The following is a 14,182-nucleotide window of genomic DNA, read 5'->3' as shown; positions in this document are numbered from 1 at the left end:
AGGTTGCCGCCCCATGCTGTGGTTTGCCTATGCCGAGGATGGGACACGCCTATGCGTGTAGCCTGAGCCGGATGCACGAGGTTCCCGGCGCGTGGCGCCGCGCCGCACGAGGCGCCGGTCTCCTGACCGATGACGGTCTGCCCGTCCCCACCATCTTCGCCGAGATGACCGCGCTCGCCGCTCGAACGGGCGCGATCAACCTGGGTCAGGGCTTCCCCGACGAGGACGGGCCGCAAGAGGTCCTCGAGGCCGCGCGCGCGGCCATCGCCGGCGGCCGTAACCAGTACCCGCCCGGTCGCGGAGAGCCGGAACTGCTGGCCGCGATCGCCGAGCACCAGTCGCGTTGGTACGGCATCGAGCTCGACGCCGACACGCAGGTGCTGGTGACCGCCGGCGCTACCGAGGCTCTCGCCGCGACGGTGCTCGCGCTGGTCGACGGCCCGGATGACGAAGTCGTCGTCTTCGAGCCCTACTACGACGCGTATGCGGCCCTGGTCGCGCTGTCCGGTGCCCGCCTCGTGGGCGTTCCGCTCCGGTGGCCCGACTTCCAGCCCGACCTCGACGAGCTCGCCGCAGCCGTCACCGATCGCACCCGCATCATCCTGGTCAACGACCCGCACAATCCGACCGGGACGGTCTTCTCACGCGAGACGATCGACGAGATCGTCCGCTTGGCGCATCGGCACGACGCCGTGATCGTCACGGACGAGGTGTACGAACACCTGACCTTCGACGCGCCCCACGTCCCGATCGCGACCCTGCCCGGCGCCGCTGGGCGGACGCTGTCGATTTCGTCCGCAGGCAAGACGTTCTCGGTGACGGGCTGGAAGGTCGGGTGGGTCACGGGCCCCGCCGAGCTCGTCCGCGCAGTCCTCGCGGTCAAGCAATGGCTCACGTACGTCAACGCCGGCCCGTTCCAGCTTGCCGTCGCCGCCGGACTGCGGCTTCCCGACGGCGTCTTCTCGGGTATCGCCGATCGTCTGCGCGCGGGTCGGGATCTCCTCGGCGCCGGGCTGCGCGAGGCCGGCTTCGCCGTGTCGACCCCAGCCGGTTCGTACTTCACCGTCGCGGATGCCGCGCCCCTCGGGGCTTCCGACGGCGACGCGTTCTGCCGGGAGCTGCCGGACCGTGCGGGTGTCGTGGCGATCCCGCTGACGGCCTTCGCGTCGCCCGCGCACCGGACCGAGTACGCCACGCTGGTGAGGTTCGCCGCCTGCAAGCGCCCGGACGTCCTGGCCGAGGCGTCAGCTCGACTCGCGCGGGCCTTCTGACCGGGGCACGACCTCGAAGCGGCGCAGCCGAAGCGCGGGGTTGACCCGTCGGACGCGCTCGACCGCATGGACGTCGATGTGGGCGACGGCGACGTCGCTCGACGTTCCCACCGCGGCGATCTCCACACCCTGCGGATCGAACACCCCGGAGTTGCCGACCCCCAGCGGCGGCGGATGGTCCGCGGCCGCGACGAAGAAGGTGTTCTCGATAGCGCGAGCCCGCAGCAGCGTGTTCCACTGCAATTCCTTGAGCGGGCCGCGCACCCACTGTGCGGGAACGAGGACGACGTGCGCGCCGGTGTCGGCGAGTACGCGGCCGATCTCCGGGAACCGCAGGTCGTAACAGGTCATCAGCGCGAAGCGCACGCCGTCGATCTCGAAGGTCTCCGGCGGTGCGATCTCACCGGGCTCGACCCAGTCGGACTCGCGCTGCCCGAAGGCATCGTAGAGGTGCAGTTTCCGGTACGACGCGACGAGCCCGTCGGGTCCCACGGCCACGACCGTGTTGCGCACGCGCTCGGCGTCCGAAGCCCGCTCCAGAAGGCCCGCGACGATGTGCACGCCGTGATGATGTGCGAGGTCGCCGAGCCCCTCGACGAACGGACCCTGGAGGTCCTGGGCGTTCTCGCGGAGCGTCTCGTCGAACGGGTCGACGAAGTAGCTCGAGTACTCCGGGAAAAGGACGATCTGGGCTCCGCGCGACCGAGCGCGTTCGACGAACCCGGCGATCGCGCGGAGATTGTCGTCGACGTCGGCCGCGGGCGCGAACTGGGCCACGGCGAGAGCTGTCATCGGTCCTCCGAACGGCGGTGGCGGTAGATGAGCGGTGAGACCACCCAGAGCAGAGCTATGAGGAACGCCAGCGCGCCCCCCGCTACCCAGGATGCCGCAGTGCTGACCACGACGTCGAAGACGAAGACGACCACGCCCACCAGCAGGACCGATACCGTCACCAGCGCGAACAGCAGAGCCGTGTGACCGAACGCGACGACGGCGGGCTTGGCCCGGCGGCGGAACAAGCCGCGATGGAGGGCCACCGGCGACAGGGCGACGATCGCGCTGAGTGCTGCCAGCACGACGAGGGTCAGATAGAACACCCGCTGCGGCCCGCTCAGGTCGCGGAACGCCGGTTGGAAGGCGAGAGCCAGCAGAAAACCGGTCAGGATCTGGGTGCCCGTCTGCAGGACGCGCAACTCCTGGAGCAGCTCGTTCCAGTTGCGGTCGGCACGCTCGTCCGCCGACTCGGCACGACCGTCGTCTGCGACGTCATCGCCTCGGTCGGTGACCGGGGTGGCGGGACTCATGTCGCTATCTTCCTCGCCCCGGACCGAGGACGCCAACACCCGGATGCCGGTCGCGTCACGACACGCCCGGGACGCTCCGGATGCCACCCCGATTGGACGCCCCTCGGACCTCGTGCTAGTGTTATCTCTTGTGCCGCGGGGTGGAGCAGCTCGGTAGCTCGCTGGGCTCATAACCCAGAGGTCGCAGGTTCAAATCCTGTCCCCGCAACAAGAACACGAAGGCCCCGTCGAAAGACGGGGCCTTCGTTGCATGTAGCCGCGCCCGCCGAAAGCCAGCGGAGCCAGTCTCAGCGGCTCTTCGTCAGTCGGCCAGCATCGCTTCGCTCATGCCGTCGAGGAAGCGTGTGACCGTCGCGAGCTCCTCGGGACTGAACGGGTCCATCGCCTCTCGCATGCGGCGCAGGCGCGCGGCGAAATGCCGGCCGAAGTCCTGCCGGGACGATTCGGTGAGCGTGATGACCAGTGCACGTCGGTCGTTCGGGTGCGGCGCGCGCTCGATGAACCCCTCCTTCGCCAGTCGATCGAGCATCTTCGTCGTGGAAGCGCTCGATATACCCAGATGGCGCGCGAGGTCGTGCGGCTTCACCAGCTCACCGCGCTGCTCGCGAATGCTGAGCATGCGCAGCGCCGAGAGGTCGGTGGCGTTCATGTCCATGTCCGAGCGGAGCCCGGTATGCATGCGATCCATCGCGTCGCTGAACGCTCGCACGGCTTCGAGAGCCGAGCGCTCTACACGACTTCTCGCCACCTCGGCATTCGGGTCAGCCATGTGGACACCACCTCTCGAGCCTGGTTATCATCGGCTCAAACGCTAGTTAAGCTAGCAAAAACGCCTCGCGAATGGCATATCCAGGACGGTGAACGTGATCTCCTTGCCCGATGACAGCAGAGCCGCTGTCGATCGCGCGCTCGAGGAGGTCCTCACCAGGCTCACACAGCGGGCCATCCCTCGGGGCTCATCGGCTCTTGCCCTCATCCGCGCCGCCTCGGCGGCGACATCCGGCGGCAAGCGCTTCCGCCCGGCTCTGGTGGTGGCGTCGTTCGACGCGTTCGGCGGCGACCGCCTGGCCACGCCCGGCCTGTGGGACGTGGCAGCCGCGTTCGAACTGCTCCACAGCGCGTTCGTGATCCACGACGATCTGATCGACCGCGACATCGAGCGGCGCGGTGTTCCCAACGTCGGCGGGACCTTCCGATCGCACGCCCGGTCCCTGGGCGTCAGCGCAGACGACGCCGAGCGGGTGGGCGATGCCGCCGCCGTCCTTGCCGGCGACATCCTTCTCTACGAGGCGGCGCGTCTCGTGGCCACGGCCGACGTCGCGTCGGATCAGCGGGTACCCCTGTTCGATCTGCTCGACGATGCCGTGCTGGTTTCGGCCATCGGAGAGCTCGCCGACGTCGAGCAGGCCGTCGTCCCTGCCGAGCCGGAGACCGCGCAACTGCTCAGCACGGCTCACGACAAGACGGCGGTCTACTCCTTCTGCGCACCGCTCGCGGCGGGTGCCGTGCTCGCCGGGGCGGACGACGGTGATCGCGGCGTGCTGATGTCGGTCGGAGCGGACCTCGGCCTCGCCTTCCAGCTGGTGGACGATCTGATCGGCACCTTCGGCGACGAGGCGCAGGCCGGCCGGGGCGCCGGCGCGGACCTCCGCGAGGCCAAGCGCACGCCTCTCATCTCCTTCGCCCGCGACTCGGCATCCTGGCCACAGGTGTCGTCCGCGCTGGCGATGGCGCCGACGGGTCCGATCGCCGTCCAGGCGGCACAGCGCGAGCTCGACGCCAGCGGCGCCCGCGAGCAGCTGGTGACCCTCATCGGCCAGACGCTCTCCTCGGTGCGGCGTCGAGCGGCCGAACTGCCACCCGCCGCGCGTGCGCTCATCGAGCAGCTCGCCGACGGCATCGAAGGACGGATCCCGTGACCCCCGACGACTCCGCGATCGCCCTGTACGACCGAACCGCGCGCGACGCCGCAGCCGTCGTGATCTCGGCCTACTCGACCTCGTTCGGGCTCGCTGCGCGGCTCCTGGGGCCGCGCGTGCGTCCGCACGTGCGGAACATCTACGCCTTGGTTCGCGTGGCCGACGAGATCGTCGACGGATCCGCCGAGCAGGCCGGGATGCCCCTGACGGCACAACGACGCGTCCTCGACGCGCTCGAGGAGGAGACGCTCCTGGCGGTCGAGGAGGGCTTCAGCGCGAACCTCATCGTCCACGCGTTCGCGTCGACGGCGCGGGAGTGCGGTATCGGCGCAGACCTCGTGCGACCCTTCTTCTCCTCGATGCGGACCGATCTCGAGGTGTCGTCCCACGACGCGGGCTCGCACGCCTCCTACGTCTATGGTTCGGCCGAAGTCGTCGGACTGATGTGCCTCCAGACCTTCGTCAACGCCGGCGGCTCGCACCCGCGCCCCGCCGACCCCGATCTCGTCGACGGCGCACGTCGCCTCGGCGCCGCATTCCAGGACGTGAACTTCTTGCGTGATCTCCCCCACGACGTCGGATCCCTCGGCCGCGACTACCTCGGTGTCGACGGCGCCGACGGCACCGCCTCGCGCGTGGAAGTGCTCGACCGTATCGACGCCGACCTCGACGCGGCCGGCGCCATCATCCCGCGCCTGCCGGCGGACTGCCGACGCGCCGTCACTGCAGCGCACGATCTGTTCACGGCGCTCTCCCGCCGCCTACGACGGGCCGGTGACACCGACCAGCGAGTCCGCGTGCCGAACACCGTGAAGCTCGGCCTGGCCGCTCGCGCGACGGTCGGCGCCGCTCCCCTGCGAGCCGGCGCATGACCCGGGCACGATCGCAGCGCCCCGCGCCCGGCTCGCGCGTCGTCGTGATCGGCGGCGGCATCGCCGGTCTCGCCACGGCTGCGCTGCTGGCCGATGAGGGTCACGCCGTGACGGTTATCGAGGCGCGGGAGGAGACGGGCGGACGGGCCGGCACATGGGAGCGCGACGGCTTCCGGTTCGACACCGGGCCGAGCTGGTACCTCATGCCCGAGGTCTTCGAGCACTTCTTCGCCCTGCTCGGGACGACGGCGGCGGCTGAACTCGACCTGGTCCCCCTGGTCCCGGCCTATCGCGTCTACGCGGAGCCCGAGGGCGACGGCATCGGAGATCACATCGACGTCGTGTCGGGGCGAGCCGAGGCGACAGCGCTGTTCGAGAGCCGTGAGCCCGGTGCCGGCGCACGACTGGACGAATACCTCGATTCCGCTGCCGACGCCTACGACCTCGCGGTATCGAAGTTCCTGTACGACACGTACGCCTCGTCCGAGGGGCTCCGCGACCCCGACATCCTGCGGCGCATCCCGACGCTCGCTCCGCTGCTCACCCGCTCGCTGAACCGGTTCGTCGACAGCCGGTTCCAGGACCCGATGCTGCGTCAGGTCCTCGGCTACCCCGCGGTCTTCCTCGGCTCGTCGCCGTATGACGTGCCGAGCCTCTACCACCTCATGAGCCACCTCGACCTCGACGACGCGGTGCTGTACCCGCGCGGCGGCTTCACCGAGATCATCGCGGCGATCGAGCGCTTGGCGCGCGAACGCGGCGTCGAGGTGCGCACCGGCACCGCCGTCGCGCAGATCCTCACCGCCGCGGACGGCAGCGCCCGCGGGGTCCGTCTGGCCGACACGAGCGAGGTCGCCGCCGACATCGTGGTGTCCGCAGCCGATCTGCACCACACCGAGACGGTCCTGCTCCCTCCCGAGCGGCAGACGTACCCCGAGCGCTGGTGGCGCAAGCGCACGCCGAGCTTCGGCGCGCTGCTGATCCTCCTCGGCGTCGAGGGCGAACTGCCCGAGCTGTCGCACCACACCCTGCTCTTCACCCGCGGTTGGCGCGAGAACTTCGATGCGATCTCGGGACGGGACACCCACATCCCCGATCCCGCGTCGCTGTACGTGTGCCGTCCCAGCGCGACCGACGACACCGTCGCTCCAGCCGGATCGGAGAACCTGTTCGTCCTAGTTCCCATTCCGGCCGACCCCGAACTCGGCCGCGGAGGTGTCGACGGGGCCGGTGATGCCGCGATCGAAGCCGCCGCCGACCGGGCGATCGAGCAGATCGCGCAGTGGACCGGGGTGGACGATCTCGCTTCTCGCGTACGCGTCCGCCGCACGATCGCACCCGCGGACTTCGCGCGCGACCTCGGGGCGTGGCGCGGAAACTCCCTGGGACTGGCGCACACGCTGGGACAGAGCGCGTTGTTCCGCCCGGGGAACGCCTCCAAGAAGGTTCCCGGTCTCTACTACGCCGGCGCTTCCGTGCTCCCGGGCATCGGGCTGCCGATGTGCCTGATCTCGGCAGAGCTCGTCGTCAAGCGCCTGCGCGGAGACACGACCGCCGGCCCGCTGCCCGAGCCGGCCGCCCCCACCGGGTGAGCGGTGCCGGGCCTGTACCTGCTCGCCTTGCTCGTATCGCTCTGCGGTGTCGGGCTGCTCGATCGTCGGTTCCGCCTGGCGTTCTGGCGCGACCGTCGACGCACGGTGATCGCCTCTGTGCTCGGCACGGCATTCTTCCTGCTGTGGGACGCTGTCGGCATCGCAACGGGCGTGTTCGTCAAGGGCGACAGCCCCGCGCTGCTCGGTGTCGATCTCGCCCCGCACCTGCCGCTCGAAGAGCCGGTCTTCCTCCTCTTCCTCAGCTACCTCGCGCTGGTCGCCTACGGCGGCGCGCGGCGCAGGCACGAGGGACGGCCGCACGAGCCCCGCCGGAGGGATGTCGCGCCATGACCTATCCCCTCATCGTCATCCCCTTCGTCCTCGTGACCGTCGTCGTGACAGCGATGTCCGCTCGGCGCCCGCGCTTCGCCGCCCGCATGGCCTGGTCCTCGGTCGCCGCGGTCGTGCTCCTCCTGCTAACGGCGGTATTCGATAACGTGATGATCGCCGCCGGGCTCTTCACCTATCCGGAAGAGCACCTGAGCGGCATCCGAATCGGACTCGCGCCGCTCGAAGACTTCGCCTACCCGCTGTGCGCGGCCTTCCTGGTGCCTGCCGTCGCGACCCTCTTGGAGAAGCCGAAACGATGACCGCCCCCGCGCTCGCGCGCCAGCTCCTCGTCGCCTCCCGCCCGGTGAGCTGGATCAACACCGCCTACCCGTTCGCGGCGGCGTACCTCCTCACCACTCGCCAGATCGACGCGACGCTGCTCATCGGCACCCTGTTCTTCCTCGTCCCGTACAACCTCGCGATGTACGGCATCAACGACGTCTTCGACTACGAGTCCGACCTGCGGAACCCGCGGAAGGGCGGCGCGCACGGCGCCATCCTCGACCGGCGGGTGCACCGGGCGACGCTCTGGGCTGCCGCCCTGTCGTGCTTGCCGTTCGTGGCCTATCTCGTCGCGGTCGGCTCCCCGCTGTCCTGGCTCGTCCTCGCCGCGAGCCTCTTCTTCGTCGTGTTCTACAGCGCTCCCCCGCTTCGGCTGAAAGAGCGGCCGTTCGCCGACTCGATCACGAGCAGCATCCACTTCTTCTCCCCCGCCGTATACGGGCTGGTCCTCACCGGCGCGACCTGGACGTGGCAGCTCGTCCTCATCCTGCTGGGCTTCGCCGCATGGGGCGTCGCCTCGCACGCGTTCGGGGCCGTACAGGACGTCCAGGCCGACCGCGAGGCGGGGATCGCGTCCATCGCGACCGTGCGCGGCGCGCGCTGGACCGTGAGGTTCGCGCTGGGCTGCTACGCCCTCGCCGGCGTTCTCATGCTCGCGACCAGCTGGCCGGGCCCGCTTGCGGCTCTCGTGGCGGTCCCGTACCTCATCACGCTGTGGCCGTTCCGAAACATCACCGACGAGACGTGCGAACGGGCCACCGCGGGCTGGGACCGCTTTCTCTGGCTCAACCAGCTCGGCGGCTTCCTCGTCACCCTGCTGCTCGTCTGGTGGTGGCTGATCACGTCGTGATCGGCCACCACCCGTTCGGCGCTGACGAGATCAGGCGGCGGGGTTGGTCGCGTTCGCGGTCTCGATGATGCGGCTCGCGCGAATCGGGTGTCCCTGGGTGGTCAGGCATCGCCCGGTCGCGAGGTCCCACTTCCAGTCGTGCAGCGAGCAGGTGAGCACACCGTCCTCGATCTTGCCCGTCTTCGTGAGGTCTGCTCGCAGGTGCGGGCACCGGCGCTGCACGGTCCAGTCGCCCAGTTCGGCATCCTCGGTCTGATCCGACTGCTCGGCGTACCAGTTCTCGACGTACTCGATGCGATCACGGGACAGGCACTTCAAGAACGTCGTGAGGAACTCGTTGAACTTGCCGCTGCGGCCGACCTCGAACTGCATCGACAGGAAGATCGAGTTCGACCAGTCGATCTCGTGGTCGCGGATGTTCGTCGACACCAGGTCGGCGGGGATCGTGTACCAGTAGATGCACTCCTCACCGGCGTACTCGCGGACCTTCGCCTTCGGGAAGTCGACCACCATGTCGAGCTCGCCGATGCGGAAGCGCACCATCCCGCCCACACCGTTGCGGATCGTCCGCGCGCGGCGCAGAAGCGGCTCCCACCACTGCTTGATCGCAGCCAGCATCTCGTCGGGCGGCAGGATCGGGGCGCGACGCTCGATCTCGGCGCGGACCTCGGCCTGACGACTGTCGCGCTGCCCGGCGAGGTAGGCCCACTTGTCCGAGAAGATGCGCTCGATCTCGGCATCCGTGTACAGCGTCTGGGTGACCTCCAGCACGCCGTCGTTGAGATCGACCTGCGTTCCCGGAACGAACAGGTAGCCCTTCTGATCGGGACGCTCTTCGGCCATATGCGCCAGGAACTGCGCCTGATCGGTGAAGATCGAGTCGTTCTGCTCGCCCCAGCCGTTGTAACGGAAGAGCTCTTCGCGCAGGAACATCGGCGGTCCGGCCATCGGGAAGACGTGAGGCGCGTCGACCTTGTCGATGTAGTACATCGCGCGCTTGTTCTGCGCATCGCGCTTGAGCTGAGCGAAGTTCTGCTTCGCGTCCTGCGGCAGGTCGTAGACCATCGGCCACCAGATCGCGCCGGACACCTGGGTGAAGTAGGCCTCGGGCTTGCCGAACGACATCAGCTTCTCGAGATCCAGCGGGTGGGAGTCGTTCTGGTTCAGCACCGAGGCGGTGCCGTCGTCGACCGACAGGGACGAGTCGCCGATCGGGCCGTCGCTCGGGGCGCGCAGGGGCGTGACCATGACCTTGAGGTCGCCGAACTCCAGGGGCACACCCGCCTGCGTGTAGATGATGTTGTCGTACCCGAGATCGCGGAGATCGCGTTCGAGATCGTCGGTCGGGTAGTCCGGCAGAAGCACGCGGATGTCGGTGGGGACGTGCGCGCGCAGCAGCGCGGGGTCGAAGTGATCGCGGTGCCGGTGCGAGATGTACAGGAAGTCGGCGCGCCCGAAGCGCTCCCAGTCGAGGCCCCGGTTGTCGGGGAACGGGAACCACGAGCCGAAGAAGCTCGGTCCGACGACCGGGTCGCAGAGGATGCTGCCCCCTGCCGTCTCGATGAACATTCCGGCGTGTCCCAGGCCTGTGATGCGCATGACGATGACCTCCTGTTGCGACTGGTCGAGTCTACGTGAGGCGTCGGCGACCCCTGCCCGCCGTGGGCCGTGTCAGTTCACCCGACGTCGATGCGAGGGGAAGCTCACGCCAGCAGGAGGCGGATGTCGTCGGCGGTCAGGGCGTTCGAGAACGCGCCGTCGGCGTCGAGGACCGCACCGACGAGTCGTGCCTTGCGCCGCTGCAGCTCCACCACCTTCTCCTCGATCGTGCCCGCCGCGATCAGGCGGTACACGCTCACTGGCCGGTCTTGGCCGATGCGGTGCGTGCGATCGATCGCCTGCTGCTCGGCCGCCGGATTCCACCAGGGATCGAGCAGGAAGACGTAGTCGGCCTCCGTGAGGGTCAGCCCCACGCCGCCCGCTTTGAGGCTGATGAGGAACACCGGGTCATCGCCCTTCCGAAACGCTTCCACCACCGCCGCCCGGTTGCTCGTCGAACCGTCGAGGCGGACCACTCCGGTGCCGCGCGCCCGGAGGTCGGCTTCGACGATGTCGAGGAACGAGGTGAACTGACTGAACACGAGCGCTCGGTGCCCCTCGGCGATCACCTCGTCCAAGCGCCCGCGGAGCGCCTCGAGCTTGCTCGGGACGAGACCCGGCCCACCGGCGTCCACGAGAGCGGGCGCGAGAGCCAGCATGCGCAGAAGAGTCAGGGATCGGAAGACGATGAACCGCTGGCTGTCGAGATCGTCCAGCAGCCCGAGCACCTTCCGGCGCTCCCGCTGCAGCACGCGCTCGTAGACGGCACGGTGACCGCTCGAGAGCTCGACGCGCACGTCCTGCTCCTGTCGAGGCGGCAACTCGGGAGCCACGACATCCTTCGTGCGTCGGAGCAGGAACGGCCGGATGCGCCGCCGCAGCCGCGCAAGCCGGCGTTCGCGCGCGGGGCCCCCTTCGAGGTTCTCGTCGACACGGCCACGCTCGATCGGCTGTACATACTCCTCCCGGAAGCGTCGGGCCGAGGGGAAGAGGCCGGGGCTCGTCAGCGACAGGATCGCCCAGAGGTCGGTCAGACTGTTCTCGAGCGGTGTGCCGGTGGCAGCGAAGACGACATCGGCACGCAGGCCGAGCACGGCGCGGTGCACGCGCGTCCGCGGGTTCTTGACGTACTGCGCCTCATCGAGCACGACCGTCGACCACTCGCGCTCGGCGTACGCGGCGGCATCGAGGCGGAGCAGCGCATAGGAGGTCAGGACGAGATCCGCCTCGATCCGCTCGGGCGCGGCCCCCACACCGTCGACCACGACAGTGCGCAGGCCCGGGGCATGACGCGCAGCCTCGTCGCGCCATGCCGACACGACCGAGGTCGGCGCGACGACGAGCGCGGGCCGACTCGAACCGCGCTCGCGCTCGCGCTCGAGCAGCGCGAGGAGCTGCAGAGTCTTGCCGAGCCCCATGTCATCGGCCAGGATGCCCCCCAGGCGCGCGTCGCGCAGTGCCGCGAGCCACGCGTACCCCTCATGCTGGTAGGGCCGCAGGGCGGTGACGATGCCGACCGGCGTCTCCGCGGCGGCCGCAGGCACGCCCTCGGCTGCCGCATCGCGGAAGTCGCCGACGGCCGCACGCCACCGTACGGCCGGCTCCGCCTCGTCGGCGACGTCCTCGAACGCCGTCCAGAGCTCCACCTGATAGCGGCTGACGCGGGCGCTGCCGGTCTCCCATTCGACCAGGTCGCGCGAATCCTCGATGAGCTCGCGCAGACGGTCGAGTGCCGGATGCGAAAGGGAGAAGTACGCACCATCGGACAGCAGCATCTTCTTCCGACGCTGCGCGAGGGCGGTGAACAGGGGGCGGAACGGAACGCGGCGTCCCTCGACCTCGACGTGCACGCCGAGGTCGAACCAGTCCGCGTCGGTGGTCTCGACCGTCTTCACGGTGATGCGCGGGTCGCCCGAAAGCTCCCGATACGACCGCGTCACGCCCGACACCTCGACGCGGACCCCGTCGAGCGCCTGCAGCACCGGCAGCACCTCGGTCGTGAACTCCGCCGCCTCGACGCCGCTGCGGGTTCCTTCGGGCACGAACGGGTCGTCCGTAGCGCTCGCCCACGCCGCCTCGAGGGCCACTCGGAGCTCAGGATCGGCGGACGCCGATCCCGCGGCAGCGTCCCACGCGACGCGGCCTGCGCCGGGCACCTGCCAGGCGAACGCGTACGCGAGCTCGTCGCGCGGGCCGTGATCGACCGTGACGACGAGCGTCGTGCGTTCGGGCGGGGGCAATCGGACTCCCGGGGCGGGCACGACGACCGTCTCGCGGGCCAATCTGGGGTATGCCTCGCGGAGGAACTCTTCGCGATCCGCCGCGGGAACGCGGATCGAGTCGCCGGCCGCCAGGAGAGATCGGACACCCGGGCCGAAGCCCACCGGTGCGAAGACGACCCGCAGGCCATCCGCGACCTGGCTGGCGCCGTAGATGCCGACATGTCCGAGCGGGCGCGCATGGGCAGCGGTTTCCTCACCGCCGGCGAACCGCACGACGGGCGTGAGCTGCAGGTCACCGTCGACGCTGTCCACCCGCACCTCGATCGACGCGCCGTCGGCCAGGAGCACCTGCTGATCGGGTCGGGTCGGCACGATCGGGATGCCGAGACCGGCCGCGGCGCGAAGGTGGGGCCAGAGGAGCTCGGAGTCGGCGCCGTCGAGCGTCAACCACTCCGAGTCGCCGTAGCCGCCGAGCAGCCGAGCGTCATGCGCGATGCCGTACAGCGTCGAGAACCAGCGCGCGCGCACCGGATCGACCCGCCACGCACCACGTCGCAGCGATTCCCAGCTCTCGTCGCCCTGCACCCATCGGCCACTGGTTCCGCTGCGAGAGAGCGGACGCACCGCGAGCCGGAGCTCGCCGTCGGAGGTGGCGACGCTCCGCGGGGTCGCCGGAAGCACCCGACGCGGCCCCCAGTGAGCCGCGGCGGCGCTTTCTCGCTGGCGCAGCTGCACGCCCAGGGCGACCGCGTTCTCACCCGACGCCGCCGGCGCCAGGACGGCGCGCCACGACGGCGCTGCCCTCTCGATCACGGGTTCGACCTCATACGAGGATTCTCGAGGGCGCCTCCAACGTCGGTCAGCCCAGTCGGGCGACCCGACCGAGGACGCCGTGGACGAAAGCGCTCGACCCGTCGGTCGAGAACTCCTTCGCGAGCTCGACGGCCTCGTCGATGGCGACTGCGGCGGGAACCGCGTCGTTGTACACGATCTCCCAGACGCCGAGTCGGAGGATCGCCCGGTCGACGGCCGGCATCCGCGCGAGGGACCAGTCCTTCGCGAACGTCGTGATCTGCTCGTCGATGTCTTCGCGGTTGTCGATGATGCCGTCGATGATCTCGCGCGCGTACAGCCACGACGCCTCGCGGGCGGGCTCGAGAGCCGCGCGCTTCGCCTCGGCGGCGAGGGTCACCCCGAGGTCGTCGCCGCGGATGTCGGACTGGTAGAGGATGTCGAGGGCGCGCTTGCGCGCCTTGGAGCGAGCGCTCATCGGGCGGGGACCGGCGTCAGTTCACGCGGCCGAGGTAGTCACCCGTGCGGGTGTCGACCTTGACCTTCGTGCCCTGCTCGACGAACAGCGGAACCTGGATCTCGTAGCCGGTCTCGACCGTCGCGGACTTCGTGCCCGCCGACGAGCGGTCGCCCTGCAGGCCCGGCTCGGTGTACGTGATCTCGAGGACGACCGAAGCGGGCAGCTCGATGTAGAGCGGGTTGCCGTTGTTCAGCGCGATCTGCACCTGCTGGTTCTCGAGCAGGTAGTTCTTGGCGTCGCCGACGGTGGCGGCGGGGACCGTGATCTGGTCGTAGTCGTCGACGTCCATGAAGACGAAGTTGTCGCCGTCGTTGTACAGGTAGGTGAAGTCGCGGCGGTCGACGTTCTCGATCTCGATCTTCGCGCCGGCATTATAGGTGCGGTCGACGGTCTTGCCCGACACGACGTTCTTCAGCTTCGTGCGCACGAACGCACCACCCTTGCCGGGCTTGACGTGCTGGAACTCGATGACGTTCCAAAGCTGACCGTCGATGCTGAGGACGACGCCGTTCTTGATGTCTGCGGTCGATGCCATGAGTGTGGAGTTCCGTTCGTGTGGTCGGGCGGCC

Annotated in this window: 14 protein-coding genes and 1 tRNA gene; 8 read left to right on the top strand and 7 right to left on the bottom strand. The window is 69.4% G+C overall.

The features are described from left to right. The first annotated feature begins 71 nt into the window (after positions 1-71). Positions 72-1,271, top strand: a complete 1,200-nt coding sequence (locus P6897_RS07070) for an aminotransferase class I/II-fold pyridoxal phosphate-dependent enzyme (RefSeq protein ID WP_269266493.1) — start codon at positions 72-74, stop codon at positions 1,269-1,271. On the opposite strand, the gene P6897_RS07065 is transcribed toward P6897_RS07070, so the two are convergent. Both P6897_RS07065 and P6897_RS07060 read right to left on the bottom strand, forming a co-directional pair. Beyond that, positions 1,245-2,063: a carbon-nitrogen hydrolase family protein gene (locus P6897_RS07065; RefSeq protein ID WP_282502443.1), complete on the bottom strand. Its 819-nt coding sequence runs from the start codon at positions 2,061-2,063 to the stop codon at positions 1,245-1,247. The genes P6897_RS07070 and P6897_RS07065 overlap by 27 nt on opposite strands. Next, positions 2,060-2,575 (bottom strand): DUF6328 family protein, encoded by a 516-nt coding sequence (locus tag P6897_RS07060; RefSeq protein WP_269266495.1) that lies wholly within the window; start codon positions 2,573-2,575, stop codon positions 2,060-2,062. The genes P6897_RS07065 and P6897_RS07060 overlap by 4 nt, the downstream gene beginning before the upstream one ends. Positions 2,576-2,709: 134 nt before the next feature. On the opposite strand from P6897_RS07060, the gene P6897_RS07055 reads away from it, so the two are divergent. Next, positions 2,710-2,783 (top strand) — tRNA-Met (locus P6897_RS07055). Positions 2,784-2,876: 93 nt separating this feature from the next. On the opposite strand, the gene P6897_RS07050 is transcribed toward P6897_RS07055, so the two are convergent. Next, positions 2,877-3,344, bottom strand: a complete 468-nt coding sequence (locus P6897_RS07050) for a MarR family transcriptional regulator (protein ID WP_274177724.1) — start codon at positions 3,342-3,344, stop codon at positions 2,877-2,879. A gap of 94 nt (positions 3,345-3,438) precedes the next feature. Here P6897_RS07050 and P6897_RS07045 point away from each other — a divergent pair, with 94 nt between their 5' ends. From P6897_RS07045 to P6897_RS07020, 6 genes are read left to right on the top strand one after another with little or no spacing between them, the layout of a single operon-like run. Further along, positions 3,439-4,494 (top strand): polyprenyl synthetase family protein, encoded by a 1,056-nt coding sequence (locus P6897_RS07045; RefSeq protein WP_112615099.1) that lies wholly within the window; start codon positions 3,439-3,441, stop codon positions 4,492-4,494. Then, positions 4,491-5,366 (top strand): squalene/phytoene synthase family protein, encoded by an 876-nt coding sequence (locus P6897_RS07040; RefSeq protein WP_282502442.1) that lies wholly within the window; start codon positions 4,491-4,493, stop codon positions 5,364-5,366. Before P6897_RS07045 ends, P6897_RS07040 begins: the two co-directional genes overlap by 4 nt. Further along, positions 5,363-6,958 (top strand): phytoene desaturase family protein, encoded by a 1,596-nt coding sequence (crtI, locus tag P6897_RS07035; protein WP_282502441.1) that lies wholly within the window; start codon positions 5,363-5,365, stop codon positions 6,956-6,958. The genes P6897_RS07040 and crtI overlap by 4 nt, the downstream gene beginning before the upstream one ends. 3 nt (positions 6,959-6,961) lie before the next feature. Then, positions 6,962-7,309 (top strand): lycopene cyclase domain-containing protein, encoded by a 348-nt coding sequence (locus P6897_RS07030; RefSeq protein WP_114587808.1) that lies wholly within the window; start codon positions 6,962-6,964, stop codon positions 7,307-7,309. Then, positions 7,306-7,608, top strand: coding sequence for a lycopene cyclase domain-containing protein (locus tag P6897_RS07025; protein WP_112614300.1), 303 nt, complete (start codon positions 7,306-7,308; stop codon positions 7,606-7,608). Before P6897_RS07030 ends, P6897_RS07025 begins: the two co-directional genes overlap by 4 nt. Next, a complete protein-coding gene (locus tag P6897_RS07020; RefSeq protein ID WP_282502440.1) occupies positions 7,605-8,480 on the top strand; it encodes a prenyltransferase in 876 nt (291 codons plus the stop codon). The genes P6897_RS07025 and P6897_RS07020 overlap by 4 nt, the downstream gene beginning before the upstream one ends. A 30-nt stretch (positions 8,481-8,510) precedes the next feature. Here P6897_RS07020 and P6897_RS07015 read toward each other — a convergent pair whose 3' ends face one another. The 4 genes from P6897_RS07015 to efp all read right to left on the bottom strand — a co-directional run bounded on the left by P6897_RS07015 (position 8,511) and on the right by efp (position 14,148). Continuing rightward, a complete protein-coding gene (locus tag P6897_RS07015) occupies positions 8,511-10,079 on the bottom strand; it encodes a Rieske 2Fe-2S domain-containing protein (protein WP_274177721.1) in 1,569 nt (522 codons plus the stop codon). 104 nt (positions 10,080-10,183) lie between these two features. Continuing rightward, complete coding sequence (locus P6897_RS07010) at positions 10,184-13,114, bottom strand: DEAD/DEAH box helicase (protein ID WP_282502439.1); 2,931 nt, start codon at positions 13,112-13,114, stop codon at positions 10,184-10,186. Positions 13,115-13,160: 46 nt separating this feature from the next. After that, positions 13,161-13,571, bottom strand: coding sequence for a transcription antitermination factor NusB (nusB, locus tag P6897_RS07005; RefSeq protein WP_094261760.1), 411 nt, complete (start codon positions 13,569-13,571; stop codon positions 13,161-13,163). A 16-nt stretch (positions 13,572-13,587) separates the two neighbouring features. After that, the gene (gene efp / locus P6897_RS07000; protein ID WP_112614292.1) at positions 13,588-14,148 is read right to left on the bottom strand and encodes an elongation factor P; all 561 of its coding nucleotides are present in this window, start codon (positions 14,146-14,148) and stop codon (positions 13,588-13,590) included. Positions 14,149-14,182: the final 34 nt, after the last annotated feature.

Origin of the sequence: Microbacterium sp. BDGP8 (genome assembly GCF_029991045.1) — a bacterium.
Lineage (GTDB): Bacteria > Actinomycetota > Actinomycetes > Actinomycetales > Microbacteriaceae > Microbacterium > Microbacterium plantarum.
This window is presented reverse-complemented; position numbering and strand designations above follow the sequence as displayed.